The 735-nt window shown below is 60.7% G+C and carries 1 protein-coding gene; it reads right to left on the bottom strand.

Annotated features, from left to right (window positions below):
- Window positions 1-735, bottom strand: a 735-nt coding sequence (locus tag A3730_RS23520) for a DNA polymerase (RefSeq protein ID WP_231884028.1), incomplete at both ends; no start/stop codon positions are given.

The raw sequence follows: 735 nt of genomic DNA, 5'->3' as shown, positions 1-735 counted from the left end.
CGTTGGCCGTTGCTGCTGCGGATTTCCGGCAGGTAGAGGCGGCGGCCGAACAGGGTTTCCACGTAGCCTTGTTCCGAGGCCTGGGCGCGGGTTTCTTCCATGTAGCGTTTTACGCCCGGGTAGCGTTCGAAGTAGAGGTCGATGTAGTCCTGGGCCTCCTTGCGCGGCAGGCCTAGTTGCTTGGCCAGGCCGAAGGCGCTCATGCCGTAGATCAGGCCGAAGTTGATGGCCTTGGCATTGCGACGGTCGTTGTCGCTGACTTCTTCCAGGGTTTTGTCCCACACTTCCGCGGCGGTGGCGCGGTGAATATCCAGGCCTTTTTCAAAGGCATCGGTGAGGCCCTTGTCGCCACTCAGGTGGGCCATGATGCGCAGTTCGATTTGGGAGTAATCGCAGGCGACGATCTTTTTGCCTTTGGGAGCGAGGAACGCCTGGCGAATCTTGCGGCCTTCTTCACTGCGCACCGGAATGTTCTGCAGGTTGGGATCACTGGAGGACAGACGCCCGGTGGCGGCCACTGCCTGGTGGTAGGAGGTGTGCACACGGCCGGTGCGCTGGTTGATCAGCTCCGGCAGTTTGTCGGTGTAGGTGTTCTTCAGTTTGGCCACGCCACGGTAATCCATGATCACCTGGGGCAGGGGGTATTCCAGGGCCAGTTCCTGCAGCACCGCTTCGGCGGTGGACGGTGCGCCTTTCGGCGTCTTTTTGATGACCGGGATGTCCAGCTTTTCGTAG

The organism is Alcanivorax sp. HI0044, assembly GCF_001634945.1.
This window is presented reverse-complemented; position numbering and strand designations above follow the sequence as displayed.